The organism is Streptomyces sp. NPDC016851, assembly GCF_055562795.1.
The window spans coordinates 156,182-183,035 of record NZ_JBVHEP010000001.1 but is presented as its reverse complement, the minus strand read 5'-3'; the positions used below and the strand labels follow the sequence as shown (position 1 = coordinate 183,035).

21 protein-coding genes are annotated in these 26,854 nt (G+C 70.8%); 11 read left to right on the top strand and 10 right to left on the bottom strand.

The features are described from left to right. Nucleotides 1-61 precede the first annotated feature (61 nt). On the bottom strand, nucleotides 62-1,123 hold the full coding sequence (locus ACZ3I3_RS00795; RefSeq protein ID WP_467361436.1) for a serine/threonine-protein kinase: 1,062 nt from the start codon (nucleotides 1,121-1,123) through the stop codon (nucleotides 62-64). A 220-nt stretch (nucleotides 1,124-1,343) separates the two neighbouring features. On the opposite strand from ACZ3I3_RS00795, the gene ACZ3I3_RS00790 reads away from it, so the two are divergent. Both ACZ3I3_RS00790 and ACZ3I3_RS00785 read left to right on the top strand, forming a co-directional pair. Next, nucleotides 1,344-1,784, top strand: a complete 441-nt coding sequence (locus ACZ3I3_RS00790) for a hypothetical protein (protein WP_467361435.1) — start codon at nucleotides 1,344-1,346, stop codon at nucleotides 1,782-1,784. Nucleotides 1,785-1,898: 114 nt separating this feature from the next. Beyond that, nucleotides 1,899-2,867 carry a hypothetical protein gene (locus ACZ3I3_RS00785; RefSeq protein WP_467361433.1) on the top strand — a complete coding sequence of 323 codons (969 nt, stop codon included), beginning with the start codon at nucleotides 1,899-1,901 and terminating at the stop codon, nucleotides 2,865-2,867. Here ACZ3I3_RS00785 and ACZ3I3_RS00780 read toward each other — a convergent pair. Beyond that, on the bottom strand, nucleotides 2,764-4,110 hold the full coding sequence (locus ACZ3I3_RS00780; protein WP_467361432.1) for an aminotransferase-like domain-containing protein: 1,347 nt from the start codon (nucleotides 4,108-4,110) through the stop codon (nucleotides 2,764-2,766). The two genes, ACZ3I3_RS00785 and ACZ3I3_RS00780, sit on opposite strands and share 104 nt — an antisense overlap. Before the next feature lie 79 nt (nucleotides 4,111-4,189). On the opposite strand from ACZ3I3_RS00780, the gene ACZ3I3_RS00775 reads away from it, so the two are divergent. Both ACZ3I3_RS00775 and ACZ3I3_RS00770 read left to right on the top strand, forming a co-directional pair. Next, nucleotides 4,190-5,008, top strand: coding sequence for an alpha/beta fold hydrolase (locus ACZ3I3_RS00775; RefSeq protein ID WP_467361430.1), 819 nt, complete (start codon nucleotides 4,190-4,192; stop codon nucleotides 5,006-5,008). 64 nt (nucleotides 5,009-5,072) lie between these two features. Further along, the gene (locus ACZ3I3_RS00770; protein ID WP_467361429.1) at nucleotides 5,073-6,071 is read left to right on the top strand and encodes an endonuclease/exonuclease/phosphatase family protein; all 999 of its coding nucleotides are present in this window, start codon (nucleotides 5,073-5,075) and stop codon (nucleotides 6,069-6,071) included. Nucleotides 6,072-6,125: 54 nt separating this feature from the next. Here ACZ3I3_RS00770 and ACZ3I3_RS00765 read toward each other — a convergent pair whose 3' ends face one another. Beyond that, the gene (locus tag ACZ3I3_RS00765; protein WP_467361964.1) at nucleotides 6,126-8,219 is read right to left on the bottom strand and encodes a PhoX family protein; all 2,094 of its coding nucleotides are present in this window, start codon (nucleotides 8,217-8,219) and stop codon (nucleotides 6,126-6,128) included. 280 nt (nucleotides 8,220-8,499) lie between these two features. Here ACZ3I3_RS00765 and ACZ3I3_RS00760 point away from each other — a divergent pair, with 280 nt between their 5' ends. The 5 genes from ACZ3I3_RS00760 (at nucleotide 8,500) to ACZ3I3_RS00740 (ending at nucleotide 14,939) form a co-directional block, all read left to right on the top strand. Then, nucleotides 8,500-10,473 carry a VWA domain-containing protein gene (locus tag ACZ3I3_RS00760; protein WP_467361427.1) on the top strand — a complete coding sequence of 658 codons (1,974 nt, stop codon included), beginning with the start codon at nucleotides 8,500-8,502 and terminating at the stop codon, nucleotides 10,471-10,473. Nucleotides 10,474-10,623: 150 nt separating this feature from the next. Then, the gene (gene metG, locus ACZ3I3_RS00755) at nucleotides 10,624-12,339 is read left to right on the top strand and encodes a methionine--tRNA ligase (RefSeq protein WP_467361425.1); all 1,716 of its coding nucleotides are present in this window, start codon (nucleotides 10,624-10,626) and stop codon (nucleotides 12,337-12,339) included. 481 nt (nucleotides 12,340-12,820) lie between these two features. After that, nucleotides 12,821-14,065, top strand: coding sequence for an RNA-guided endonuclease InsQ/TnpB family protein (locus tag ACZ3I3_RS00750; RefSeq protein WP_467361962.1), 1,245 nt, complete (start codon nucleotides 12,821-12,823; stop codon nucleotides 14,063-14,065). 186 nt (nucleotides 14,066-14,251) lie between these two features. After that, nucleotides 14,252-14,617 carry a PH domain-containing protein gene (locus tag ACZ3I3_RS00745; protein WP_020270419.1) on the top strand — a complete coding sequence of 122 codons (366 nt, stop codon included), beginning with the start codon at nucleotides 14,252-14,254 and terminating at the stop codon, nucleotides 14,615-14,617. An 88-nt stretch (nucleotides 14,618-14,705) separates the two neighbouring features. Further along, complete coding sequence (locus tag ACZ3I3_RS00740) at nucleotides 14,706-14,939, top strand: hypothetical protein (RefSeq protein ID WP_467361423.1); 234 nt, start codon at nucleotides 14,706-14,708, stop codon at nucleotides 14,937-14,939. 68 nt (nucleotides 14,940-15,007) lie between these two features. On the opposite strand, the gene ACZ3I3_RS00735 is transcribed toward ACZ3I3_RS00740, so the two are convergent. The 3 genes from ACZ3I3_RS00735 to aspS all read right to left on the bottom strand — a co-directional run bounded on the left by ACZ3I3_RS00735 (nucleotide 15,008) and on the right by aspS (nucleotide 19,310). Next, on the bottom strand, nucleotides 15,008-16,351 hold the full coding sequence (locus ACZ3I3_RS00735) for an MFS transporter (protein ID WP_467361422.1): 1,344 nt from the start codon (nucleotides 16,349-16,351) through the stop codon (nucleotides 15,008-15,010). A gap of 170 nt (nucleotides 16,352-16,521) precedes the next feature. Further along, the gene (locus tag ACZ3I3_RS00730) at nucleotides 16,522-17,418 is read right to left on the bottom strand and encodes an intradiol ring-cleavage dioxygenase (protein ID WP_467361420.1); all 897 of its coding nucleotides are present in this window, start codon (nucleotides 17,416-17,418) and stop codon (nucleotides 16,522-16,524) included. Between the two features lie 128 nt (nucleotides 17,419-17,546). After that, nucleotides 17,547-19,310, bottom strand: a complete 1,764-nt coding sequence (gene aspS / locus ACZ3I3_RS00725) for an aspartate--tRNA ligase (protein WP_467361418.1) — start codon at nucleotides 19,308-19,310, stop codon at nucleotides 17,547-17,549. Between the two features lie 157 nt (nucleotides 19,311-19,467). On the opposite strand from aspS, the gene ACZ3I3_RS00720 reads away from it, so the two are divergent. After that, nucleotides 19,468-21,606 carry a SpoIIE family protein phosphatase gene (locus tag ACZ3I3_RS00720; RefSeq protein WP_467361416.1) on the top strand — a complete coding sequence of 713 codons (2,139 nt, stop codon included), beginning with the start codon at nucleotides 19,468-19,470 and terminating at the stop codon, nucleotides 21,604-21,606. Between the two features lie 4 nt (nucleotides 21,607-21,610). On the opposite strand, the gene ACZ3I3_RS00715 is transcribed toward ACZ3I3_RS00720, so the two are convergent. From ACZ3I3_RS00715 to ACZ3I3_RS00705, 3 genes are all read right to left on the bottom strand, one after another. Next, entirely contained in the window at nucleotides 21,611-22,714 is a 1,104-nt protein-coding gene (locus tag ACZ3I3_RS00715) for an AI-2E family transporter (protein WP_467361414.1), read from the bottom strand. Between the two features lie 65 nt (nucleotides 22,715-22,779). Next, nucleotides 22,780-23,757 carry a pirin family protein gene (locus tag ACZ3I3_RS00710; protein ID WP_467361412.1) on the bottom strand — a complete coding sequence of 326 codons (978 nt, stop codon included), beginning with the start codon at nucleotides 23,755-23,757 and terminating at the stop codon, nucleotides 22,780-22,782. 172 nt (nucleotides 23,758-23,929) lie between these two features. Further along, nucleotides 23,930-25,429 (bottom strand): MFS transporter, encoded by a 1,500-nt coding sequence (locus tag ACZ3I3_RS00705; RefSeq protein ID WP_467361410.1) that lies wholly within the window; start codon nucleotides 25,427-25,429, stop codon nucleotides 23,930-23,932. 145 nt (nucleotides 25,430-25,574) lie between these two features. On the opposite strand from ACZ3I3_RS00705, the gene ACZ3I3_RS00700 reads away from it, so the two are divergent. Next, entirely contained in the window at nucleotides 25,575-26,309 is a 735-nt protein-coding gene (locus ACZ3I3_RS00700; protein ID WP_467361408.1) for a TetR/AcrR family transcriptional regulator C-terminal domain-containing protein, read from the top strand. Nucleotides 26,310-26,343: 34 nt separating this feature from the next. On the opposite strand, the gene ACZ3I3_RS00695 is transcribed toward ACZ3I3_RS00700, so the two are convergent. After that, nucleotides 26,344-26,808: an SseB family protein gene (locus ACZ3I3_RS00695; RefSeq protein WP_086560757.1), complete on the bottom strand. Its 465-nt coding sequence runs from the start codon at nucleotides 26,806-26,808 to the stop codon at nucleotides 26,344-26,346. Nucleotides 26,809-26,854: the final 46 nt, after the last annotated feature.

Below are 26,854 nucleotides of genomic sequence, written 5' to 3'. Positions count from 1 at the left end.
CGTGGGTCACCGCCCGCCGGGCGCACACGGCGCACGCGTGTAGGGGTGTCCGGGTGTCCTGCTAGACCTGGGTCTGCAACTGCCGTAGCTGGCGCTGCACATGGTCGAGCGCCCCCTCGCGGCGCCCGGGGACCCGGCCGCGCAACTCGGCGAGTGCCGCGCCCAGTTCGCGGGCGCGGGCGGGGTCGCGGATCTGGCCCCACTGGTGGTGGGCCCGGTCGACGGCGGCCTCGACGGCGGGCGCGTCCGGCGCCTGACCGGCGTTCAGGCGGACGGTGGCCACCGTCAGCCAGGTGTGGCAGCTGCGGCCCGGGTCCCCGGCGAACATCGCCAGGTCGGCCCGGACCTCGGCCCAGTGCAGGGCCTCCTCGGAAGCCGGCCCGTGCGCGGTGACGGCCGCCTGCTCGTGCCGGGCGGCGAGCGCGTCGGCGTCCACGTGGCGGCCGGACTGGACGGCGGCGGTGATGGCGGCGTGCGGGTCACCGGCCGAGGGGCCCGGCGTGCTCAGCACGAGGTCCGTGCCAGCGCTCTCCGGTGCGATCCGGGCCAGTGCCTGCTGGTGCAGCTGCTCCAGCGGCGGCCGGAACCCGCTGCGCAGGATCGTCGCGACGGCCTTCATGTACGCCGGTGCCGCGACCGTGCGTCTGGACGGCGGTGGCGCGATGCGCCCGTGCACGGCGTTGCCGCGGCCCGAGTCCAGCGGGGTGCCGCGCAGCAGCTCCCAGGTCTCGGCGTCCGCGTGCAGGTCGAGCAGGAGGGTCGTCGCGCCGGCCGGCCTGAGGCGCAGTTCGTCCCGGAACCAGTGCCAGGGGAAGGCGGTGTAGCGGGCGGTGGACGCGGTGGTGCGGGCCAGCGCCAGGTGGGGCAGGCGCTGGCGGCGGTCGAGCTGCAGCTGGCCGGTGACGTACACGGTCAGCGGACCGGGGGCCGCCGCGGCGGCGCGCAGGCGGGTCAGGACGGCCTGCGGCTCCAGCGGGTCGGCGAGTTCGACGACGTTCGCGGTGTCCGTACCGGCCAGCACGCCGGGCGGTACGGCGGCCAGGACGGGAAGCACGGACGCGGCGTCGACCAGGCGCCCCTTGCCCACCGGCGAGGCCGCCAGCAGCAGCACGGTTCCGGGCATCTCGTCCCTCCCCCTGTCGATCACGTACGTCAGCACCGTAACCGCTGCGGCTGCAACGGGGGGCCCCAGCACCGCAAACGTCCGCCTTCGGGGGCTTCGCCCCCCTCCTCGGCGACAGTGCAGGGGGCGCCGGCGAGCAGCGCGTCGCGTCCGCCGACTTGCCACCGGGGTCCCGGCGGTGTGCCCTGGGAGGCAGGGGCAGGGAGAGAGGAGTGCTCTCATGGCTCATGCGGCACCCGCCTCACGCAAGGTGACCAGGCGACGCCGTACACCCGATGTCTTCAGCCCGCGCACCCACGCGATGGCGAAGGTCGCGGTGCCCGTCGTCCTCGGGCTCGTCTACGGCTACTGGGCCGCGGCCAACCGGCGTGACGCCGGGCCCATCACCGGCTGGAACCTGCTGTTCGGCTTCGTCACCGCGCTCGTGTTCGCCGTGCTGTTCGCCGCCGTGTGGGAGATCGCCCCGCGGCTGCGGCGCGAAGGGCACGCGCTGCTTTGGTTCGCCTTCACCGGCTGCGCGATCGGCTTCCTCTACAGCCAGACCGGCGGGTCCGTGCTGAAGTCCACCGGAATGGGGGTGGTGGTCGGGGCGGGCGTCCTCGTGACGATGTTCTACCGCTACTACACGCACGAGGACGCCGCCGGGCGGCGTATCGACTGACCCGGCTCGACTGACCCGGCACCAGCACACTGCACGACACGTTCGGCTGGGCCTGCGGGGCCGAATGCAGTCACGCCGGTCGCGGGCCGGGGCCGTGGGCCCTTGCCTGGAAGGGTGTCCGAGCGAGACCGGGCGCGCGTGCCGGAGCAGGCGCCCCTGAGACCACGGAACGCCCTGTCGGCCGTTCTGCTGGCCCTCGCGTGCCTGCTCGTGCCGTTCGCGACGCTCGCTGCCTGGGCGGCGCACGGGCTGACCGACACCGGCCGCTACGTCCGTACGATGGCGCCGCTCGCCGCCGACCCGGACGTGCGGCGCGCGGTCGCGGACGCCCTCGGGGAGGGCATCATGCGGGAGGCCGGGCGCGAGTTCGACACCGGTCTGCCGCGCGGCACGATCGGCTCCTTCGTGCACGACGCGGCCCGCTCCTTCACCCGCACCGAGGCGTTCCACACCGGGTGGGACGCGGCGAACCGAGCCGTCCACGACGCCGTGCTACGCGCCCTGCGCGACGACGCCCCCCGGACCTCCGCCGTCACCGTCGACGTCGCGCCGGTCGTCGCCCGGGTCAAACACCGGCTCGCCGCCGACCACGTGCCGTTCGCCCACCGCATCCCGGTCCGGCACACCCGGGTCCCGGTGCTCCCGGCCGACGACGCGGACCGACTCCGCAGGGGATACCACGTGCTGGACACCGCCGCCTTCTGGCTGCCGCTCGCCGCCGCCGTGTGCGCCGTGGCCGGGACCGCCCTCGCCGCGTGCCGCCGCCGCGCGGTCACCGCGCTCGGCCTCGGCACGGCCCTGGGCGGCGGACTGCTCGTCCTGGCCGTCGCGATCGGCCGCCGCCTCACCCTCGCCGACCTGCCCGACACGCTCCACCGCCCGGCCGCCGGCGCGGTCTACGACGCCCTGACGGCCACCCTGTCGACGGTGTCCTGGCTGCTGCTCGCCTTCGGCCTGAGCGTGGCGCTCGGCTCCTGGCTCACGGGCCGGTACGGTCCCCGGCTCGCCTCGCGGCGACGTGCGCGAGCGTCCGCAGCGCCCGCCGCAGAACCGGCTCCGGAACCGAACCGAGCCCGAGCCTGACGGCGTCGGGCGTGTGGCCGGGGGCGACGGCGAAGGCCGGGCCGGGCGTGACGGCGATGCCGTGCGCGGCGGCGGCCCCCGTGAAGGTGTCCGCGCGCCACGGGGCGGGCAGCTCCCACCAGGCGAAGTAGGCGCCCGGCTCGGACCGTACGGAGAAGCCCCCGAGTTCCTCGGCGAGGATCCGCTGCCTGCGCACCGCGTCCGCCCGCTTGGCCGCCACCAGCCGCGCCACGATCCCCTCCCCGGCCCACCGCACGGCCGCCTCCAGCGCGAACCGCCCCGCACTCCACCCGCCCGACCGCACGGCATGGGCCACGGCCCCGACCCGGTGCGGGGGCACGACGAGGAAACCGGCGGTGAGCCCCGGCGCGACCCGCTTGGAGAGACCGTCGACGACATGGATGAGGGCGGGCGCGTGAGCGGCCAGCGGATCACCCGGCTCTCGCAGGAAGGACCAGATGCGGTCCTCCACCACCGGCAGGTCCAGGTCGTGCACCAACTGGGCCAGCTGCAGCAGGCGGGAGCGGCTCGTCGTCAGGGACGTCGGGTTGTGCACCGTCGGCTGCACGTACAGGGCGGACAGCGGCGCCGTGCGGTGCGCGGCGGCGACGGCCTCGGGGAGCAGCCCGGCCGCGTCACCGGCCAGCGGCACCAGGGTGATGCCCAGCCGCGCCGCGATCTCCTTGACCAGCGGATACGTCAGCTGCTCCACGCCGACCCGGCCGCCCGGCCGGACCAGGGAGGCCAGCGCGGCGGCGATGGCCTGCCGTGCGTTGCCGGTGAACAGCAGCCGGTCCGGGGCGGGGCGCCAGCCGGGGGTGGCGAGGAGCGTGGCCACGGCCTCCCTGGCGGACTCGGTACCGGTGGCGGCGGCCGGCAGCAGCGCCTCGGCCAGCACGTCGGGACGCAGCAGCGGCGCGAGGACGGGGGCGAGGAGCTCCGGCTGGCCGGGCGCGCTCGGGTAGTTGAGCTCCAGGTTGACCGGGGCGTCACCCGGGCCGGGCTCGGCGAGCGCCCGCCCCGCGGGCCCGTCCGGCGCGGCCCGTACGAAGGTGCCGCGCCCGACCTCGCCGACGACCAGCCCGCGCCGTACGAGTTCGCCGTACACCCGCCCGGCCGTCGACGAGGCGATTCCCCGGCGCCGGGCGAAGGCCCGCTGCGGCGGCAGGCGCTGGCCGGGCTTCAGCCGCCCGCTGGCGATGTCGTCGGCGATCCTGTCCGCGATACGGCGGTAGTCACCCATCGGTCGGCCTCCCCCTTGGATTGCACCGAGAGCAAAGATCTTATTGCACCGAGTAGTTGGGGCTGCCTAGGGTCGTCCCATGGCACCCTTCCTCGCATACGAGGACAAAGGCCCCGCATCTCCTCGGCAGCCCCTTGTCCCCCTGGTTCTCGTCCACGGCCACCCCTTCGACCGCACGATGTGGGCCCCGCAGCTGCGCACCTTCTCCGCGGCCCGCCGCGTCATCGCCCCCGACCTGCGCGGCTACGGCGCGTCCCCGACCGCCCCGGCCCTGACGGACTTCGCGCAGTTCGCCCGGGACATCGAGGCCCTGCTGGACGAACTGGGCGTGGAGTCCTTCGTCCTCGCCGGGCTGTCCATGGGCGGCCAGATCGCGATGGACTGCTACCGGCAGTTCCCCGGCCGCGTCCGCGGCCTCGTCCTCGCGGACACCTTCCCGGCGGCGGAGACCCCCGAGGGCGTCCGCACCCGCGACGCCATGGCGGACCGCCTGCTGCGGGAGGGCATGCGCGGCTACGCCGACGAGGTCCTGGAGCGGATGGTCGCCCCCTGTGCCCCCGCCGAGGTCAAGGCCCACGTCCACCGCATGATGACGGCCACCGCCCCCGAGGGTGCCGCCGCGGCCCTGCGCGCCCGCGCCCGGCGCCCCGACTACACCGCCCTGCTGACCCAGGTCTCCGTCCCGGCCCTGGTCGTCGTCGGAGCCGACGACACCTACACCCCCGTCTCCGACGCCCGCGCCCTGCACGCGGCCCTCCCGGACGCGACCCTGCACGTGATCGAGGGCGCGGCCCACATGCCGAACCTCGAACGCCCCGCGGAGTTCGACCAGGCACTCGGGGACTTCCTGGCCTGCGTCGACGCCCCGCAACCATCCCCCGCCCCACCCCGTCTCTGAGGGAGGATGCGGGCATCCTCGAGGGAGGATGCGGGCATCCCACCCGCGAACGGAAGAAGAGGCCTTGGACACCGCCGCTGCCGAGTGGACCGCCACCGACGGGCCGGACCGGCGTCCGCCCCGACGGCGGGCCCGCGCCTGGTGCGCCGCCGTGCTGCTCGCCGGGGTCAGCGTGGCCGTCGGCTTCCGGACCGCCGACAGCGACGGCATCACGCCCGTCCCGCAGATCCTCGCCTTCCTCCCCTGGCTGCTCGCCCCCACCGGCCTGGCACTGCTGCTCGCCCTGCTGTCCCGGTGGTGGCTCGGGACGGCCTGGGGCGTCCTCCTGCTCGGCCTGCTGGCCTGGTTCATCGAGCCGTACGGCAAGGTCGGCGCCCCCGTCGGCCGCCCGGTCGCCGACCTGCGCGTGCTGACCTCGAACGTCGAGTTCGGACAGGGCACCGAACCCCTGGTCGCCGCCGTCCGCCGCGAGAAACCGGACATCGTCTTCGTCCAGGAATGCGAGTACGCGTGCGACGCGCGCCTGAAGGAGGACCTGGCGCAGGACTATCCGCACCGCCGGGCCGTCGAGGGCGGCGGCTCCGAGGGCTCCGTCATCCTCAGCCGCTTCCCGCTGCGGCCCACCGACGGCGTCCCCGGCACCATGGGCATGCCCGGGGCGGTCGCCGACGTCGACGGGCATCCCGTACGGCTCCAGCTCGCCCACCCGATGCCCCCGCTGCCCGGCCAGCTGGACCTGTGGCGCGCGGAACTGGACGCCCTGCGCGACGCGGCAGCCGCCGACCCCGGCACGCCCCTCGTCCTGGCCGGCGACTTCAACGCCTCCCAGGACCACGCCGCCTTCCGCCGCATCCTCGACACCGGCCTGAGCGACGCCGCCCGCCTGGACGACGCCGACCGCATGACCACCTGGCCGGCCCGGACCGCGCCGACGTTCGGCGTGCAGATCGACCACGTCCTGGTGTCGAAGGACTTCGCGGCCGACCGCACGCGCGTCCTGGACCTGGCCGACACGGACCACCGGGCGGTGGTCACGGACCTGACACTGCACGAAGGCAGGTAGGGGCGCCCGTCGGGCACCCTCTACCTGCCTCTACCTGCCTCTGTCGTGGCGTGGTCAGACGCCGATGTCGCAGCCGTCCGCACGCCACACGGCCACGACCGCCGGCCGGACGTGCTTCCCGGGCCCGTCGGGCCAGGTGCTGGCCGGCTTCTCCACGGACGCGCCGTCGATCTCGCCCGGGTGCTGCACGGCGACCAGGACACGCCGGTCCTGGATGATCGGACCGCAGGTCTCCGCCCCCGTCGGCACGGTCAGGAACTGCTTCAGCTCACCGCGCCGCTCACCCCGGGTGGCCACGCCGAACAGGCCGTCGTGCGAGCCGAGCTGGGCGCCGTCGGTGGAGATCCACAGGTTGCCGTAGGGGTCGAAGGCGACGTTGTCCGGGCAGGAGATCGGGCTGACGCCGTCCTTCGGGAACCCGGCGAAGTAGGTCGCCGGGTCGTCCGGGTCACCGGCGACGAGGAACAACGACCACGCGAACCTCGTGCTCTCGGGCCGGTTCCAGCGCTCGGTGAGCTCCAGGACGTGCCCGTGCTTGTTGGCGTTGCGCGGATTGGCCTCGTCCGCCTTGGCGTTGGAGCCGACACCACGGTTGGAGTTGTTCGTCAGGGCGACGTACACCTTGCCGGTGACGGGGTTGGGCTCGATGTCCTCGGGCCGGTCCATCTTCGTGGCGCCCACCTTGTCACCGGCGAGACGGGTGAAGACGAACACCTCCTCGGCGCTCATCCCCTCCACGTGCGAGACCGCACCGTCGGCGGTGGCGGTGGCCAGCGGAATCCACTCGCCGCTCCCGTCGAACTCGCCGTCGCCCGGCAGCTTGCCCGTGCCGTCGATCTCGAGGGCGGGGGAGTCACCGGTGAGCTTGGCGACGTACAGCGTCCCCTCGTCGAGAAGCGACAGGTTGTGCTCACGCACGGCCCTGCTGCTGCCGTGCCGCATCCGCTTGCTGCCGACGAACTTGTAGAAGTAGTCGAACCGCTCGTCGTCACCGGTGTAGGCGACGGGACGGCCGTCCGCCGTGAGCCGGATGGTCGCGCCCTCGTGCTTGAAGCGGCCGAGAGCGGTGTGCTTGCGGGGCGTGGAGGTCGGGTCGTACGGATCGAACTCCACCACATACCCGAACCGATGCACCTCGTTCGGCTCCTGGGCGACGTCGAACCGCTTGTCGAACCGTTCCCACTTGCGCTCGCTGGCCCCGGTCCCGATGCCGTACCGCTTGTCGGTCGCCCGGCTGCTGTTGGCGAAGTACTGGTTGAAGTTCTCCTCGCCGTGCAGGGTCGTGCCCCACGGCGTCACACCGCCCGAGCAGTTGTTGAGGGTGCCGAGCACCTTGGTGCCGGTCGGGTCGGCGGAGGTCTTCACGAGCTCGGACCCGGCGACCGGCCCGGTGAGCCGGAACTCGGTGGTGGCGGTGACGCGCCGGTTGAGCTGATGCCGCGCGACGGCGGTCAGCTTCCCGGTCTTGCGGTCCCCCTCCACGACAACGGCGGACAGCCCGTGCGCGGCCCAGGCGATCTCCACCTGCTCCCGGGTCGGACTGGCGGCGTCATACCCCCGGAACATGAGCACCTCGTCGGTGTACTCATGATTGGCGACGAGCAGCTGCCTGTTCCGCTCCCCGGGCAACGGAAGCAGCGCGAGAAAGTCGCAGTTGTACCCGAACTGCCCGGCCTGGGCCTTGGCGGTCTGCTTCTCCGGATCGAAGGCGGGCGCACCGCGCAGGATGGGCTCGCCCCAGCGGATGACGACGTTCTGCCGGTACCCCTCCGGCACGGTCACGGCGTCGGCGGTGTTGGGCGCGACGGGGGCGAACCGCAGCCCGCGCGCGCCCTTGCTCTTCCGCCGGGCGCCCTCGGCGGCGGCGCCCGCCGATGCGGCTCCGGCCGGAGCGGCGCCGGCCTGCGGAGCCTGCGCGACACCCACGGCTCCCGCGCCCGCCGCGGCCACGGTCACCACGGCCGCGGCACGCATCATCGACCGCCGGCTGAGCGCACCGGCGATCACGTCACCGACGTACTCGTTGGAGCTGGTGTTGGGCACCTCGTGGAAGCAGGCGTCACCACACCGGAAACGACAGGTCAGGGCGGACCGGCCGCCAGGGTGTGATCCGGACGGCGTTCCGATCAACGGCAGCAGCTTGCGCACTTTGCTCTCTCCTTGGATGCCCATGGTGTCAGCGTGACCGTAGGGGCACATATGTGCGGCAGCCGGGCGCCGGGGTGAACAGCGGGTGAACCTGCGGCAGCCTTACGGCAGTTACGTCGATTCAGCACGGCGACACCTTCGCAGGCCGGATGTCCCTCTTGACAGCGCATACCGCCCACTCCCGACCCTGCCCAAGATCACCCAGGAGGGCCGCTAACCTTACGTGTCCGTCCTGGCCAGGGATTGACGGGCTTCAACTCACGCGAAGGGTTGCGCGCACATGGGCATTCTCACTCTCTTGCGGAACGCGTTCGGACGGTCACGCAAGTCACGGACCGCCGAGGCGGAGGGTGCGGCGCAGACCACGACGACGCCCGAAACCCCGACGCCCCCCGCGACGGACCCGAAGGTCCCGTCCCCCTCCCCGGAACCCACCCCCGCCCCCACAGCAGGCGTCCCCGAACCCCGAGACGAACACGACCTCGTCTCCTTGGCCTTCGACCGCGTGACGGTCCCCAGGCCTGCGCGGTCCGGGGAGGGGGAGCCGGGGGCTGTTGAGGAGCCGACGGCGGAGAAGCCGCAGGTTGCAGGGGAACCGGCGGTCGCGGAGAAGCCTGCCACCGGGGCCAAGGAGCCGGAGGCAGAGGCCGAGGCCGAATCGGCGGTCGAGGAGCCGACAGCGACGGAAGAGGGCACGGCGGAGAAGCCGGTCACCGAGGAGCCGACGGCATCGGACGAGGCCACGGCGGAGAAGGCGACCGAGACGGAGCAGCCGCCCGTCGCCGAGTCCCCGGCACCCGAGAAGCCCGAGCCGACAGCAGCGGAAGCGCCCGAGGGCGCCTCGGAGACCCCGGCACAGACCGAGCCGTCGGCAGCCGCCGAGGCCGACGCACCTGCACAGCCGTCGGCCACCGCCCCGAAGCCGGACGCCGTGCCCGAGGCACGGCCCGAGACGCCCGCGGTTCCGAAGCCCGATTCCGAGCCGGCTGCCGAGAGCAAGCCCACGGCTGAAGCCGACCCCACGGCCGAGTCCGAGCCGACGGCAGTACCCAAGTCGGCGCCCGCTCCGGAGACCGCCCCCAAGTCGGCGCCCGACGCCGAGCCCGAGGCGACCTCCGACGCCACGCCGACGACGAAGGCAGACGCGCCGACCGAAGTGGCCCCGACAGCCAAGCCGGACGCACCGGCGAAGGCGGAGCCGAAGGCCGAAGCGGACGCACCGGTCGAGACGGACACACCGGCCAAGGCAAAGCCGAAGGCCAAGGCAAAGCCGGAGCCGGAGCCGAAGGCCGATGCCGACGCACCGGCCAAGGCAAAGCCGGAGGCGGAGCCGACGGCCGATGCCGACGCGCCGGCCGAGACGGCGGCGTCGGCCAACGCAAAGCGCACGGCCAAGACCAAGCCGCAAGCCAAGGCAGAGCCTGCGGCGGCCAAGGCGGAGCCTGCGGCCGAGGCCGTGGACGCTCCCGCAGCCGCCGACGGCGAGTCCGCCCCACAGGGGCCACCCGCACCCGACAACGAAAGCGGCACGGGTGGTGCGGGTGGGAACGACACGGCCGAAGCCGAAGGCGAGGCCGAACGGGACCTCACCCCCGCCGTCCCCCTCACCCGCCTCAAGACCCGCGCCCCAGGCCTCACCACCGCCTACAAGGCCGCCACCACCACCCTCAAGCAGCACAACCTCACCGGCACCCGAGCCAAGGTCTACCTCGTCCTCGACCGCTCCGCCTCCATGCGCCCGTACTACAAGGACGGATCGGCCCAGGCCCTCGCCGAGCAGACCCTCGCCCTCGCCGCCCACCTCGACCCCGAGGCCACCGTCCCGGTCGTCTTCTTCTCCACCGAACTCGACGGCACCGGCGAAATCACCCTCACCGACCACGAGAACAAGATCGACGACCTGCACGCCGGCCTCGGCCGCATGGGCCGCACCAGCTACCACGCAGCCGTCGAAGCCGTACTCGCCCACCACGACAAGGAAGCCACCCCCGGCACTCCCGCCCTGGTGATCTTCCAGACGGACGGCGCCCCCGACGCCAAGACCCCGGCCACCCAGTCCCTCACCGAGGCCGCAAAGACGCACCCCACCGTCTTCTTCTCCTTCGTCGCCTTCGGCGACCCGGAGAACAAGGCCTTCGACTACCTCCGCAAGCTCAAGACCCCCAACACGTCCCACTTCCTCGCCGGCGAAACCCCCCGCGAGCTCACGGACAAGGAGCTCTACGAAGGCGTACTGAAGAACTGGCGCCCCTAGCCCTCAGACGTTCCGCCCGACGCCGCCCGCTTCTCACCCAGCAAAAGGGGAGGCGGGCGGCGTACCCATGTCAGCTACGATTTCAAGGTTCCGTAGACGACCGAGACCACGAGATCGTCACTCCGTGTAGCGACTTGGGAGCAGCCCGCGATGGCTCGACACCTCATCACCAGCGCCCTTCCGTACATCAACGGGATCAAGCACCTGGGCAACATGGTGGGGTCCATGCTCCCGGCAGACGTGTACTCCCGCTACCTGCGCCAGCGCGGCCACGAGGTCCTGTACATCTGCGCGACGGACGAGCACGGCACCCCCGCCGAGCTCGCAGCCAAGGAGCAGGGCATCCCCGTGGATGAGTTCTGCGCCCAGGCCCACGACCAGCAGAAGGCGATCTACGACGGCTTCAACCTGGCCTTCGACTACTTCGGCCGCAGCTCCTCCCCGCAGAACCACGAGATCACGCAGGAGATCGCGCGTGAGCTCAAGGCCAACGGCTTCATCGAGGAACGCTCGATCCGCCAGGTCTACTCGAACGCCGACGGCCGTTTCCTCCCGGACCGCTACATCATCGGCACATGCCCGCACTGCGGCTACGACAAGGCCCGCGGCGACCAGTGTGAGAACTGCACCCGTGTCCTGGATCCGACCGACCTGATCGACGCCCGCTCGGCGATCAGTGGCAGCAGCGACCTGGAGGTCCGCGAGACCAAGCATCTCTTCCTCCTTCAGTCGGTACTGGCCGGCGAGGTCGAGGCATGGGTCGACGAGCGCGCCGACAACTGGCCGGTGCTGGCCTCCTCCATCGCCCGCAAGTGGCTCACGGAGGGCCTGCACGACCGCGCGATCACGCGCGACCTGGACTGGGGTGTCCCCGTCCCAGCCGACACCTGGCCGGACCTCGCCGCGGAGGGCAAGGTCTTCTACGTCTGGTTCGACGCCCCGATCGAGTACATCGGAGCGACGAAGGAGTGGGCGGACCGGGACCCGGAGAGCCGCGACTGGCGCTCCTGGTGGTGGGAGTCGGACGCGGACGTCCACTACACGCAGTTCATGGGCAAGGACAACGTTCCCTTCCACAGCGTGATGTTCCCGGCGACCCTGCTGGGCACCCGCTCCCCGTGGAAGAAGGTCGACGTCATCAAGGCCTTCAACTGGCTGAACTATTACGGCGGCAAGTTCTCCACGTCCCAGCGCCGAGGCGTCTTCACACACGACGCCCTCGACATCCTGCCCGCCGACTACTGGCGCTACTTCATGATGGCGAACGCCCCGGAGTCGGACGACTCGTCCTTCACCTGGGAGCACTTCACGGCCACGGTGAACAAGGACCTGGCCGACACTCTCGGCAATTTCGTCAACCGCGTCCTGTCCTTCTCCCGTAAGCGCTTCGGCGATGAGGTCCCTGCGGGCGCAGAGCCGGGCGAGGCCGAGGCGAAGTTGGGGGAGGAAATCGCCCGTCTGCTCGCGGAGTACGAGGCGCAGATGGAGGCCATCCAGTTCCGCAAGGCGGCGGCCGCGCTGCGCGCCCTGTGGTCTGCGGGCAACTCGTATCTCGAGGAGAAGGCCCCCTGGCTGGAGATCAAGACCAACAAGGACGGTGCCGCTCTCACACTCCGTACGGCGATGAACCTGATCCACCTCTATGCGGTGGTGTCGGAGCCCTTCATCCCGACCTCGTCGGCGGCCATGCGCTCAGCCTTCGACCTATCCGACGACACGGCGACATGGGTTTCGGCCGAGCAGGCACGCGCCCTGTCATCGGTCCCGGCGGGCACATCTTTCACGGTCCCCCGGGTCCTGTTCGCCAAGATCACGGATGAGGACCTGGAGTCGTACAAGGAGCGCTTCGGCGGCGAACCGGAGTAGGCCCGGGCGTACTACGTTGATCTGGCGCAGTGAAAGACTGAACGATTCTCAGCGAAGGCTGGTGCGCGGTCGCACCCCATGATGCGACCGCGCCGCCCCGATAGCGCCCCTCGATATGCCAGCCCGCGCCGTCCGGCTCCTCCTCCCGCGGGAAGCACAGCGGGAACGTGCCAGCGAGTAGCGCGGCACCCAACGTCCCGCACCGACGAGCAGGTCATACGCGCGGTGCAGGGGACGGGGAGTTGGCTGCGGCGGTAAACAGCCCTGCGCCATGCCGGCCACCCAGTGCACGGGCTGCGTCCACGTCGCTTGATCGTCCGGGTCGCGGCCCGTCTCTCGCCACGGCATCCGCGCGCAGTCCGCGGCTGCTTCGCGCTAGTGCGAGCGTCGACTCGAACGCATTTGCTCACATCGTGCGCATTTCCGGTTAGATCTGATCTTTGGCCGCGAACAGCCACGAAACATCCATATGGTGATCGACGTGCAGCTTCGCTACAACTACCGGACCTACCCCGACGCCCCGCAGCGCCGTGCCCTGGCCAGGGCGTTCGGGTGCGCCCGTGTGGTGTGGAACGACTGCCTGCGTGACCGCAAGGAAGCGCACGCGGCCGGACTGCCTTATGTGAAGTCGGCGGAGTTATCCCGGCTGCGCATCACCCAGGCCAAGCGCACCGAGGAACGTGCCTGGCTCGCCGAAGTGTCGGCCGTCGTCCTGCAGCAGTCCCTGCGGGACCTGGACACCGCCTACAAGAACTTCTTCGACAGCCTCAAGGGCAAGCGACAGGGCCGGAAGGTCGGGCCGCCCCGCTACAAGTCGAAGAAGGACACCCGGCAGTCGATCCGCCTCACCGCCAGCGCTTTCTCCCTCCAGGGCAATGGCACGGTGCACGTGGCCAAGATCGGCAATCTCAAGGTCAAGTGGTCGCGTCGGCTTCCGGCCGCGCCGACGTCTGTGACGGTCACCAAGGACAGCTCGGGCCGGTACTTCCTCAGCTTCGTCGTGGACACCGAGCCGCACATCCTCCCCAGCCTGGAAACCGATGCCGGGATCGACCTGGGCCTGTCCGCCTTCGCGGTCCTGTCCGACGGGAGAAAGATCACCAGTCCGTGTTTCCTGCGCCGGGCTGAGAAGAAACTCAAGCGCCTTCAGCGGGAACTGTCCCGCAAGCGGAAAGGGTCGAAGAACCAGGCCAAGGCCCGCCTCAAGCTCGCACGCCAGCACGCCAAGGTGGCAGACCGGCGTCGGGACTGGCATCACAAGGCTTCTACGCAGATCATTCGCGACAACCAAGCGGTGTACGTGGAAGACCTCGCGGTGTCCAGTCTCGGCCGCACCCGTCTCGCCAAGTCCGTGCACGATGCGGGATGGTCAGCGTTCGTCGGCATGCTGGAGTACAAGGCGGTCAAGAACGGCCGCACCTTCGCCAAGGTGGACCGCGTTTTCCCGTCCTCTCAGGTCTGTTCGGCCTGCGGATTCCGGGACGGACCCAAACCGCTGCACGTGCGGAAGTGGGCGTGCGGCGGATGCGGCACCGTGCACGACCGCGATCACAACGCAGCCCGCAACGTCCTCTGCGAAGGACGCCGTATCGTCGCCGCCGGACGGGCGGAGACGCTAAACGCCTGTGGAGCGCCGGTAAGACGGGCACACGTGCCCGCACAGCGCGGTGAAACAGGAAGCCCCCGGAAGGGTCAGCCGACCCAGGCCGGAATTCCCGGCTTTTAGGCCAGGGAGCACGTCAATACGTCAACGACGCTCCTTCGATACCTCCCAGAAGGTCGGCGAGGCCGGCGTAACACGCTCGCTACAGCACGGGCCCGGGAGAACGAGAACCTTCTCCCGGGCCCCGTGCTTTGCGAAGATCGCGGGAGACCGGCCACCCGGCCGCCATCACACTCCCGGGGGACTCCCATGGCACTGTTCGGCAACGCACACACCATCGACCCGGCATCGGCCCAGCACGACTACGCCCGCCTCCTCGGCCACGGCGAACAGGTCCACGCCGCGTTCCTCCTCATCCGCGACACCATCCTCTTCACCGACCGCCGCCTGATCCTGATCGACAAGCAGGGCATCACCGGCAAGAAGGTGGAGTACCACTCGGTCCCCTACCGCAGCATCACCCACTTCGCGGTGGAAACGGCCGGCACCTTCGACCTGGACGCCGAACTCAAGATCTGGATTTCCGGCACCCCGACCCCCATCGAAAAAACCTTCACCAAGGGAGTCGACATCTACGAGGTCCAGGCGATCCTGACCCAGTTCGTGGCGAGGTAGCAGCACTCCAGCGAAGTACTGGTGCGAATGGCTTGAAGTCGGGCTGGAGGACACTCCGGTCCGGGACACATGGAGAGAGCTGGAGAAGATGGTCGGCACTTACTTCCCGGGCAGGGGAACCCTCTTCGAGGAGACGTACCTGGAAGGCAAGGCCGAGGGCAAGGCCGAGTCCATCCTGAGCGTGCTGGAGAAGCGCGGCATCCCCGTCCCCGAGGCCACCCGCGACCGCATCACCTCCTGCACCGACCTCGACACCCTCACCCTCTGGTTCGACCGCTCCCTGACGGCCACCACGGTGGAGGACCTGTTCGCCGAGGAGTGATCTCCTGCTGAAGAGGCCGGGGCCCGCTCCTACGACAAGGAGCGGGCCCCGGTCGGAGTCGGCTCGGGTCAGCTCACGGCCGTCTTCCCCGTCACCCCCGCACGATCCCCGGCGCCCGCCTGCGGCCCCCTGTGGGTGTGCCGTACGAACGCCACGCCCAGCACCGCCAGGATCGAGGCCGCCGACAGTGTGTACAGACCCCCGTTCGTGCTGCCCGTCGTGTCCTTGAGGTAGCCGAACAGGGTGGGGGACACGAAACCGCCCAGGTTTCCGATGGAGTTGACCAGTGCCAGGCCCGGCGCGGCGATCTTCAGGTCGAGGCCCGACTGGGCCATCGGCCAGAACAGTGTGGCCGCGCACTTGCCGCCCACCGCGGCGAGGGTGAGGGCGGCCAGGCCGAACCAGGGCGAACCGAGCGTGGCGAGGAACGTGCCGGTGGCCGACAGGACCAGGGCGATCGCCAGGTAGGGGCGGCGGTCGGGGGCCCGGTCCGTGAAGTGGGCCATCGTGTACATCGCGATCACCGCGCAGATCCAGGGGATCGCCGACAGCAGGCCGACCTGGAAGGAGGACAGCCCGCCGATCTCCTCCACCAGGCTCGGCAGCCAGAACGTGATCGCGTAGCCGGTGAGCGCCATCGCGAAGAAGACCGCGGTCAGGACGGCGACCTGGGGATGGAAGATCAGCTTCATCCGCGAGACCGACGGCGCCCGGTCACGCGCCTCCTTGTCCCGTGCCACCGCCTCGCTCAGCGCGTCCTTCTCCTCCTGCGTCAGCCACTTCGCGTCCTGGATCCGGGAGACGAGGAAGAACCCGGCGATTAAGCCGACCAGGATCGAGAAGGCACCCTCCAGGGCGAACATCCACCGCCAGCCCGCGACACCGCCCGCCCCGTGCAGCTCCAGCAGCGCGCCGGTGATCGGGCCGGTGACGATGTACGCCGTGGCCGATCCGCCCAGGAAGATCGCACTGGCCCGGCCCCGGCTGGAGTCCGGCAGCCACTGGGTGAAGTAGAGGAGCACGCCGGGGAAGAAGCCGGCCTCCGCGACACCGAGCAGGAAGCGCAGACCGTAGAACATCCACACGTTGTGGATGAAGCACATCGCGACGATCACCACACCCCAGGTGATCATGATCCGGGTCAGCCAGACCCGGGCCCCGAACCGCTCCAGGAGCATGTTGCTCGGCACCTCGAACAGGGCGTACCCGATGAAGAACAGGCCCGCCCCGAGCCCGTAGGCGGTGGCGCTCACCCCGACATCGGCCCGCAGTTCGTTCTGGACGAAGCCCACGTTCGTCCGGTCCATCTGGTTGACCAGCAGCATCAGGACCAGGATCGGAAGCATGCGGCGCAGGAATTTGCCGACCGCACGCTGCTCGGCCTCGGGTATGGCTGTTGCGGCGTCTGACATCGTTGTCTCCCTCGATGTGCACATACGTGAACAGCAGTCACGTACGCGTTCTCGAAGGGACTTTATGGAGGCTTAACTTCCGGGTCAACGGGTTGAGCAGAAGTCCATGTATGTGAATATGGGGCGGACGACCGTACACGTCCGCCCCACACACGTCCGTCAGACGGCCGTCAGCCCGTGGGGTCGACCCCCATGGTGAGGCCGGCGACCACGCCCTTGGCGATGGCGTTCTTCCTGTACTGGAGCTTCAGCAGCCCGCCCTGGGTGCCGTTGCCCGGGTAGATGGTGTCCTCGTCGAGGGTCGTGCGGGTCGTGGTGTTGGTGGAGTACGGCTCGACCTCGGCGGAGGCCAGCACGGACTCCTCGTCGAAGAAGAGCTGACCGGTGTGGCAGGTCGTGCCGCCCTCGTAACCGGCGTCGGTCCAGGTGCCGTTCACATGCACCTTGGTGTGGATGTGCACGCAGCGGCCCTGGTACCAGCCGGGGAAGACCGTACGGAACTCGACGAACCCCCGCTTGTCCGTCCGCCAGGTGCCGCGCAGATAGCGCTCGTCGTCGGTGGGCTCCTGGTGCACGCCGCCACCGCCACCGTCCGGGGGCGCACCCGTGGGCGTGCCGGTCGGCGTACCCGTGGGCGGCGTGCCGCCTCCGCCCCCGCCCTCACCGCTGCCCATCGACTCGTACCCCGAGTAGACCCCCAGCGCGTTGCAGTGCCAGATGTCGACGGCGGCGTTCGCGAGGGGCTTGCAGGTATCGGAGTCGATCACCTTGAGGCGCAGGGTGAGCGGGATGCCCTCCTGGTCCTCGGTGACGTCCCGGCGGAGCTTGTCCGCGTCGATGTAGTAGGGGCCTTCGGTGGTTTCGGACGTCAGCTTGTAACAGACCTCGCCCGCACTTCCGGTGGCCTTGGCCGGAGCGGCCTCCGTCCCCTCCCCTGCGAACGCGCCCGCCGCGAACGTACCGCCGACGCCCGCCGCCACCACCGCGCCGGCGCCCGCGGCGACGACCTTGCGGCGTGTCAGATCCCTTTTGTGTTTCGGCCCTTGGGCCGCTTCCTGTCCCGTCATGACAAGGGAAGCTAGGGAGCCCGTCTGTCAGGAGCCTGGGTAGGAACTGAGCAAGAGCTGGGCAAGAGCCCCGGGTACGAAAATGGCCCGGAACCGACGCCGGTTCCGGGCCACTCCCTGCGATACGCCTACTTCGGCTGCGGCTTGCGCACCGACAGGTGCAGCTCCTTCAGCCGCGTCTCCTCCAGCTCCGTCGGCGCGCCCATCATCAGGTCCTGGGCGTTGCCGTTGAGCGGGAAGGCGATCGTCTCGCGGATGTTGGGCTCGTCGGCGAGCAGCATCACGATGCGGTCGACGCCCGGGGCGATGCCGCCGTGCGGCGGGGCGCCGAAGCGGAAGGCGCGCAGCATGCCGGCGAACTTCTCCTCGACCGTCTCGCGGTCGTACCCGGCGATCTCGAAGGCCTTGAGCATGATCTCCGGCTCGTGGTTCCGGATCGCGCCGGAGGACAGCTCGACGCCGTTGCAGACGATGTCGTACTGCCAGCCGAGGATGTCCAGCGGGTCCTGGGTCTCCAGGGCCTCCAGACCGCCCTGCGGCATGGAGAAGGGGTTGTGCGAGAAGTCGATCGCGCCGGTCTCCTCGTCCTTCTCGTACATCGGGAAGTCGACGATCCAGCAGAAGCGGAAGACGTTCTCCTCGAAGTGCCCGGCACGCTTGGCGGCTTCCACCCGCACCGCGCCCATGATCTTGGAGACCTCGTCGAAGTCGCCCGCGCCGAAGAACACCGCGTGACCGGCGGCCAGGGAGAGCCGCTTGGTGAGCTCCGCGACGTTGTCCTCCGTCAGGAACTTCGCGATCGGGCCCGACAGCGAACCGTCCTCGGCGACGCGGACCCAGGCCAGGCCCTTGGCGCCCTGCGAGACGGCGTAGTCGCCGAGCTGGTCGAAGAACTTGCGGGGCTGCGCGGAGACGTCCGGCACCGGCAGGGCGCGGACGTGCTTGCCGGCGAACGCCTTGAACTCCGAGCCCTCGAAGATGTCGGTGATGTCGACGAGTTCGAGCTGGGCGCGCAGGTCGGGCTTGTCGGAGCCGTACTTCAGCATCGCCTCGCGGAACGGGATCCGCGGGAACGGCGAGGTGACGTGGCGACCGCCGCCGAACTCCTCGAACAGCTCCGTCATCAGCTTCTCGACGGGCTGGAAGACGTCCTCCTGCTCGACGAAGCTCATCTCGACGTCGAGCTGGTAGAACTCGCCCGGCGAGCGGTCGGCGCGCGCGTCCTCGTCACGGAAGCAGGGCGCGATCTGGAAGTAGCGGTCGAACCCGGAGATCATCAGCAGCTGCTTGAACTGCTGGGGCGCCTGGGGGAGGGCGTAGAACTTGCCCGGGTGCAGGCGGGACGGGACGACGAAGTCGCGGGCGCCCTCGGGAGAGGTCGCGGACAGGATCGGCGTCGCCATCTCGTTGAAGCCGAGGGCCGTCATCTTGTGGCGGATCGCCGAGATGACCGCCGTGCGCAGCATGATGTTGCGGTGCATGCGCTCGCGGCGCAGGTCCAGGAAGCGGTACTCCAGGCGCCGCTCCTCGTTGACCCCGTCCTCGGTGTTGATCGTGAACGGCAGCGGGGCGGCCGCGCCGAGCAGTTCGACCTCGCCGACCTCGACCTCGATCTCACCGGTCGGCAGGTCGGGGTTGATGTTCTCGGCGCCGCGGGAGACGACCTTGCCGTCGACCCGGACGGTCGATTCCTTGGACAGCTTGTCGAGGGCCTCGTAGGCGGGGGTGCCGGGACGGGCCACGAGCTGCGTGATGCCGTAGTGGTCGCGCAGATCGATGAAGAGGATGCCGCCCAGGTCGCGCCGATTGTGCAGCCAGCCACTCAGCCGGACGTCGGTGCCGACGTCAGAGGAGCGGAGCTCGCCGCAGGTGTGGGACCTGTACCGATGCATCGTCGTTCATCCAGTCTTCGCTGATCGGGGTCTGTGTTTCACGTGAAACTGGTCCCCAGCGTACCGGCCGGGCGAAGATCGGCTCTCCTCAGTTAACGATCGAGCACAGTTCCGCCTTCGGTGGCAGTGTTCGAGCGCCTCTTCTTAAAGTAGGTCAATGCGCACTGGCGAGCCCCTGCCCGCCGTGGGGGAGGCTCTCGCAGCCCTCGCGACCGGCCTCTGGCACTGGGACACCGCCACCGGGCTGGTCACGGTTGACGCCGAGGCAGCACGGTTGCTCGGGCTGCCCGCCGAACAGGTCAGCCTGACGGAGGCCCAGGCCCGGGCCCGGCTGCACCCGGTCGACTGGAACGAGATCACCGGCGTGATCCAGCTGGCCGTCGCCGAGGGCACCCTCGCCGAGGTACGGATCAGGGTCATGGACGAGCAGGGCCGTATCGTCCGGGTCGTCCGCAGCCGCTCCAAGCCGTCCTTCGACCGGGCCCGCAAGGCGTACCGGCTGATCGGCACCCTCCAGGAGGTCACCGAGCCGACGCCGGGCACGCCGGCCGGGCGCAGCGCGGTCACCGGCGACTGGCGGCGCTCGCGGGAGGCGTTCTTGCTGGACGCGGGCCGGGCGCTGGCCGAGGCGCGTTCCACGCAGGAGGTCCTGCGGGTCACGGCCAATCTGTCGATGCCCGGGTTCTCGCCGGACGGGCTGGCGGTGTTCGGTGTGGAGGGCGACCGGCTGACGATCATCGGGCACCACGGGCAGCAGCAGGGCGACGACAGCCCGTTCTCCGACATGGCGCTGGACACGGACTACCCGGCCGCCGAGGTGGTGCGCACCGGCCGCGCGGTGTACTTGTCCTCCCCCGAGCAGTACAAGGCCCGCTACCCGCTGACCTGGCCGCTCGCCCAGCGCTTCGGCCGCCGGTCCTGGGCGTTCCTGCCGCTGACCGTGGCCGGCCGCACGATGGGGGCGTGGATGGCGGCGTTCACCTATCCGGTCGCCTTCACACCGGACGAGCGGTCCGTGCTGGCGACCGTGGCGCGGATGCTGGCCCAGGCGCTGACCCGGGCGGGCGTGGCCGAGAGCGAGCGGGCGCTGACCGACGGGCTCCAGCGCACGATGCTGCCGAGGCTCGGCCCGCAGCGCATCCCGGGCATGAGCGTCGCCGCCCGCTACGTCCCCACCGGCGGCGGTCTCCAGGTCGGCGGCGACTGGTACGACGTGATTCCGCTGCCGAGCGGACGGTTCGCCCTGGTCATCGGTGACGTGCAGGGGCATGACGTGCGGGCGGCGGGCCTGATGGGCCAGCTCCGCATCGCCCTGCGCGCCTACGCCTCCGAGGGGCACCGCCCCGACGCCGTCCTCTCCCGCGCCTCCCGTTTCCTGCACGGCATCAGCGACGAGGACCCCACCGACCCGCGCTTCGCGACCTGTGTGTACGTCGAGGTCGATCCGGCGAACGGCGTGCTGGACATCGCCCGGGCCGGTCATCCGGACCCGGCGATCCGGATGTCCGACGGCACGGTGCTGACCCGGCCGACGTCGGGCGGCCTGCCGCTGGGCATCGACCCGGACGCCGACTACCCCACGACCCGGCTCGCCCTGGAGTCCGGCGAGACCATGCTGATCTGCACGGACGGTCTGATCGAGACCGGCGGCCACGACCTGGACTCCGGCTGGCGGCGGCTGCGCGAGATCCTCGAGGACCACAAGGGTGATCTGGAGGAACTCGCCGACACCCTGGTGCAGGCCGTGCACGGGCCCTCGTCGCACCACACCACCGGCCCGCTGATCGACCGCCGTGAGGACGACATCGCGCTGCTGCTGCTGAGCCGGGAGGACGAAGGCTGCGGCTGCGGCGACACCGTGCTCGTGCGGGCCCCCGTGCGGCGCACGATGCTGACGGTCGCGCAGGCCGAGCCCGAGCGGGTCGCGGTGGCCCGGCAGCAGCTGCGAGAGCTGCTGCACGACTGGTCCTCACCCGATCAGCTCGACTCGGCGGTGCTGCTGCTGTCCGAGCTGCTGACGAACGTCCTCGTGCACACCGACTCCGACGCGCTGCTCGTCGCCGAGATCACCGGCGAGGTGGGTGAGCGGCGGCTGCGGATCGAGGTCACCGACACCGGCGACGATCTGCCGCACAAGCGCCGACCCGGGGAGCTGGCGTCCTCCGGCCGCGGCCTGGTGCTGATGGAACTCCTCGCGCACGCCTGGGGGGTGGATCCGCGCGGCGAGGGCAAGAGCATCTGGTTCGAGCTCTACGAGTCCGTGGACGGCTCGGGCGACGGCTCCTGGTCGCCGTAGCGGGTCACGACGTCCCGGACGCCGACGGCTCCTGGCTCTCGTAGCGGCTGCGGAGCTCCTGGAAGACGCCGAAGGCGGCCGCGGTGAGCGGTACGGCGAGCAGCATGCCGAGCACTCCGGCGACCGACGCCCCGGCCGTGATCGCCACCATCACCACCGCCGGGTGCATCTGCACGGTCCGGCTCTGGATCGCCGGCTGGAGCACGTGCCCTTCCAGCACCTGCACCGCGAGCACCACGCCGAGCACCCACAGTGCGATGACGAAGCCCCGGTCGGCGAGCGCGACCAGCACGGCCACGGCTCCCGAGATGAAGGCGCCGAGGTAGGGGATGTAGGCCCCGACGAAGACCAGCGCCCCCAGCCCGGCCGCCCCGGGCACGTCGAGGACGAGCAGTCCGACGGTGATGCAGAGCGCGTCGATGAGCGCGATGAAGGTGGTGCCGCGCATGAAGCCCTCGACGGCGTGGAAGGCGCGCCGTGCCATGGCCTCCAGGGTGTCGGCCGAGCCACGCGGGGACAGGGCCCGCAGCGTCCCGGCGGCCTTGTCGGAGTCACGCAGGAAGAAGAAGACGAGCAGCAGCGCGAGTACGGCCATGGCGATGGTCTCGCCGACGACACTGACCCCGCTGATCACGCCGGAGGCGGCGGATCCGCCGAACTTGCCGAGCAGTTCCCGGGCGTTGGAGGCCAGGTCGTCCAGCGAGGTCCCGGCCGCTCCGAAGTGGTCGGAGATGTCCCGCGCGGCGTCCTTGAGCGAGGCGACGATCTCGTCGCCCGTGTCGATGAGCGCGGCGACCACGATGTACACGGCCCCGCCGACCACGGCGACGACGGCGACACAGGTGAGCCCGGCCGCGACCGACCGCTGCACCCCGGCCTTCACCAGCCGCCGGTGCAGCGGCCCGAGCAGCGCCGTCCCGAGCAGCGCGAGCAGCACGGGCACGACGGCGGTCCGGAACTCGTCGCACAGCCGGATCCCGACGTAGACGACCCCGGACACGAGCAGGAGGAGCGCGCACCAGGCGGCGAGCCGCCGGAGGGGATCCGGGAGGAGCGGCCTGAGCGCGGACGGGTCGGGGCCGGAAGGGGCGGGGTCGGAGTCCTGCACACCTCCACCCGACCACGCCGGGGGCGGGCCGTCCCGTCAGGACGACCCGCCCGGGTGACAGTCCGTCAGTCCTGCGGTCCGCTCGCGGTCATGCCGTGTACCGCCGGGACCGTCCCCAGCCGGCCCTTCTGGAAGTCCTCGAAGGCCTGCATGAGTTCTTCCTTGGTGTTCATCACGAACGGGCCGTAGTGGGCCATCGGCTCGCGGATCGGCTGCCCGCCGAGCAGGACGACCTCCAGGTCCGGCGTGTGGGAGTCCTGCTTCTCGTCCGCGCGGACGGTCAGCGAGGAACCGGCGCCGAAGACGGCGGTCTGGCCCATGTGGACCGGGCGCCGCTCCGCGCCCACGCTGCCGCGCCCGGCCAGGACGTACGCCAGGCCGTTGAAGTCCTCGCGCCACGGCAGGGTGAGCTCCGCACCCGGGGCGAGGGTCGCGTGGATCATGGTGATCGGGGTGTGCGTGATGCCGGGGCCCGCGTGCCCGTCCAGCTCACCGGCGATGACCCGCAGCAGCGCGCCGCCGTCGGGGGTGCTGAGCAGCTGGACCGAGCCGCCGCGGATGTCCTGGTAGCGCGGGGCCATCATCTTGTCCCTGGCCGGGAGGTTCACCCACAGCTGGAGGCCGTGGAAGAGCCCGCCGGACATGACGAGATGCTCCGGTGGCGCCTCGATGTGCAGCAGACCCGAGCCCGCGGTCATCCACTGGGTGTCCCCGTTGGTGATGGTGCCGCCACCGCCGTTGGAGTCCTGGTGGTCGAAGATCCCGTCGATGATGTACGTGACGGTCTCGAAGCCGCGGTGCGGGTGCCACGGCGTGCCCTTGGGCTCGCCCGGCGCGTACTCCACCTCGCCCATCTGGTCCATCATGATGAACGGGTCGAGATGGCGGTAGTTGATCCCCGCGAACGCCCGGCGCACCGGGAAGCCCTCACCCTCGAAACCGCTCGGGGCGGTCGTGACAGCGAGCACGGGACGTGCCACGGCATCGGTCGGCGCGGTCACGCGGGGCAGCGTCAACGGGTTCTCGACGGTCACAGCAGGCATGTCGGTTCCTCCTCGTGTACGCCCAGTTTAGTTGAGCGTTGAACTTTCTGCCACCCCTAACGGAGAAAACCGGGTGGGCATTCCCGGGCGACGGCGCAGCGAACCACGGGACAGGGGCACGACGAAAGACCGGCTCCCCGCACGGGGGCGCCGGCCCTTGTCACGGCCCGCGTCAGGCGACCAGCTCGGGCTCCTCGCACCCGGCCGGAGCGGGCTCTGGCTTGCGGTCCCGCATCACCGCCGTGGCCACGACCGCCGCCGCCAGGACACCGATCGCGCTGATCGTGAAGGTCGTCGACATCGAGGCCGTGAAGGCCTCCCGGGCCGCCCGCACCAGACCCGGGTCGCCGCCCGAGACCGCCAGGGCGCCGCCGATGGACTCCCTGGCCTGCTCGGGAGCGCCGGCCGGCATCTCGTCCCTGTAGCCACCGGAGAGCAGCGAGCCGAGGATCGCGATGCCGAGGGCGGTGCCGGACTGCTGGATGGTGTCGTTGAGGGCGGAGCCGACGCCGGCCTTCTCCTCCGGGATGGTGCTCATCAGGGCGGCGACCGCGGCCGGCATCGCCAGGCCGGCTCCGAGGCCCAGGATCCCGAGCGCCACGGCCGGGACCGTGAAGCCGCTGTCGGCGGTGAGCGTGGTCAGCAGCCCGAAGGAGGCGGTCATCAGCAGCATGCCGCCGAGGATGACGAACCGGTTGCCCACCTTCACCGCGAGCTGCGCCCCCGCCGCGTTGCCGGCCAGCGCGGCCACCGCCAGCGGCAGGAAGGCCAGGCCCGCCTTGACCGCGGACCAGCCGAGGACGAACTGGAGGTACTGGGTCAGGACCAGCAGCAGGCCGGCGTTTCCGATCTGGACGAGCGCCAGGGAGAGCGATCCTCCGCTGAAGTTGCGGTGCTTGAAGAGGGCCAGCGGGACCATCGGCGAGCGGGTGACGTTCTCCCAGACCACGAAACCGGCCAGGGCGACCACCGCGACGGCCAGGACGAGGAGGGAGCGGCCGCCGAACGCGCCGTGCTGGGGGATCTCGATGATCCACCAGACCAGGGCCGTCATCCCCACCGCGGACAGCACCGCGCCCAGCGGGTCCGGCTTCTGCCAGGGCGCTTTCGACTCCGGCATCAGCAGCACACCGGCCAGCAGCGCGAGAACGACGATCGGCACGTTGATCAGGAAGATCGCCTGCCAGGCGAAGTGGTCGATCAGCACACCGCCGAGGACCGGGCTGCCGACCAGCCCCAGCATCGACACCGAACCCCATGCCGCCATCGCCTTGGGCCGCTCGTCCTCGTCGAAGACGGTGATCAGGATCGACAGCGTCGACGGCATGATCAGCGCCCCGCCGACGCCCATCGCGATCCGCACCGCGATCAGCTCACCCGGGGTGGAACAGAACACCGCCCCCAGCGAGGCCGCCCCGAACAGCAGCAGGCCGATCAGCATCACCTTCCGGCGCCCGAACCGGTCCCCGAGGCTCCCCGAGGTCAGCAGCAGCCCGGCGAAGACCAGCGTGTAGGAGTCGAGGATCCACTGCATGTCCTGGGCGCTCGCCCCGATGTCCTCGGTCAGCGCGGGCACCGCGACCGTGAGCGCCATGTTGTCGACGACCAGCACGAGCGTGCTCAGACACAGCACGATCAGGATCCACCAGCGCCGTGGGTTGCGAGCGTCCATTCCAGTTCCCCTCCTGCGAACACCGTTCCTCCGATGCGAACACTGTACGCAGACTGGAACAGTGTTCGCAAGACTTGGATTCTGTACGCTGATTGCGCACGCTGTTCGCATGACGGCGGCTGCACGGCCACCAGGGAGGACACCGATGACCAGGAGCAGGAAGAAGGCGGCCCCGATCCCATCCGTCTGGGCCCGTGAGCAGCGCCGGACCGAGCAGCCCGCGCTGAGCCGGGACGCGATCGTCCGGGAGGCGATCGCGATGCTCGACGCGGACGGCATCGAGGCGCTCAGCATGCGCAAGCTCGGCGCCCGTCTGAACGCCGGCGCGACCTCGCTGTACCGGCACGTCGCCACGAAGGACGAGCTGATGGAGCTCGCAGTGGACGAGGTCGCCGCCGAGATCCACGTCCCGCCGGCCGACAGCCCCGACTGGCGCGCGGCGGTGACCGAGGCCGCGGGCTCCTTCCGTACGACGGCCCTACGGCACCCCTGGCTGACCCTGGTCCTGGGCCAGGCCGGGCTCGCCTACCTCGGGCCCAACTACATGAGCTTCTCCGAGCGCCTCGCGGCCCTGTTCACCGCGGCGGGGTTCCCCGAGCCGAGCCGGGCGATCGAGACCGTCTTCTCGTACGTCATGGGCATGAGCAACGCGGAGGCCGCCTGGCTCACCACAGTCGCCCGGTCCGGGGAGACCGAGGCCGACTTCATCGCCCGCCTCATGCCCGCGGCCCAGCGGGCTGCGGCCGACCACACCCACCTGGCCATTCCGCACGCGGAGGTCGAGGAGGCCACCACCGACCCCGTCGCCCTGCGCGATACGAAATTCGCCTACGGCCTGGAGGTCGTCCTGGACGGCCTGGCGCTACGCCTGCCGAAGTGAGGGCGTCGGCTGGCCGTCTGCGAAGCAATGGCGGCTAGCCATACATCCGGCGCATCGCGAACTCGACCATCTGCTCGACGGCCTTCGCGTCGAACACCATGCGGTGCTCGCCCTCCATGTCCAGCACGAAGCCGTAGCCGGTCGGCAGCAGGTCCAGGACCTCGGCTCCGGTGATCACGAAGTACTTGGACTCCTTGCCCGCGTACCGGCGCAGCTCCTTGAGCGTGCTGAACATCGGGATCACCGGCTGCTGGGTGTTGTGCAGGGCGAGGAAGCCGGGGTTGTCACCGCGCGGGCAGTAGACCTTCGACGTCGCGAAGACCTGCTGGAAGTCCTCGGCGGACATCTGCCCGGTCGTGAACGCGCGCACCGCGTCCGTCAGGGAGGGCGGGGACGGCTCGGGGTACAGCGGCGGCTGCTGTCCGTACCCGCCGGACATCGGCTGCTGCGGAGGGGCGTACTGCCCTTGCGGGCCCGCTGTCTGGTCGTAGCCGTACATGAGCGCAAGAGTACCGAGCGCGGCCGGGCGATCGGGCCGGTACGGC